Source organism: Paracoccus sp. S4493, from assembly GCF_000967735.1.
In the GTDB taxonomy this organism is placed as follows: Bacteria; Pseudomonadota; Alphaproteobacteria; order Rhodobacterales; family Rhodobacteraceae; genus Paracoccus; species Paracoccus marcusii.
Map to the genome: position 1 here is coordinate 1 of NZ_JXYF01000333.1, position 540 is coordinate 540.

At 50.6% G+C, this 540-nt stretch carries 1 protein-coding gene; it reads right to left on the reverse strand.

Annotated features, from left to right (window positions below; genetic code table 11):
• Window positions 1–107 precede the first annotated feature (107 nt).
• On the reverse strand, window positions 108–245 hold the full coding sequence (locus tag TW83_RS21410; RefSeq protein WP_162198086.1) for a hypothetical protein: 138 nt from the start codon (window positions 243–245) through the stop codon (window positions 108–110).
• Between the last annotated feature and the right edge of the window lie 295 nt (window positions 246–540).

Genomic DNA, 540 nt, shown 5'->3' on the forward strand with positions numbered 1-540 from the left:
GGGCCGCGTCGCGCTTACAAATGATGTTTGCTCGGGGTGCACAAGCTTCATGAATGTCTGGGGCCTGACCACGCTAGACAAACGCCAAAATTGAGAAGCCCTCGCATTTACAGGGCCTTTTCGCCGAAATGCGCGAGATTAGATATTTTTTCGAGCTTGCCTTTGGCGGTGTACGATACGTCCCCCGCAGCACCTTTTGCCTGCTGCGCCATGCTTTTTGCTTCAAAGCGCATGCTGTCGGCCATCTTTCCAAGACCTTCCTTGACGTTGTCTACAGCAGCTCGGTTTCCCAATATGCCGGCGCGACGCCCAAAATCGCACCGGCAGTTATCCACAATTTTCGGGGATATTTTTGGGGATAGACTGAAATTAATCAACACCAAGTATGGCTTTAGACCAGAAAGTTAAGGAAAAGGCGAATGTCTATTCTGAACCGGTAGGTGCCCCCTGAATGGATTGAGGGAAGGCGACCGATGAAAAGCCATTTTCTATGGGTTTTTAGTTTCGAAGGTGGTCCTTATGGCGGTTTCCTCGACCGTC

Bases quoted from the DNA above. Each gene is read 5' to 3' on its own strand.
- TW83_RS21410 (WP_162198086.1), bottom strand. From the start codon at position 245: ATGGCCGACAGCATGCGCTTTGAAGCAAAAAGCATGGCGCAGCAGGCA.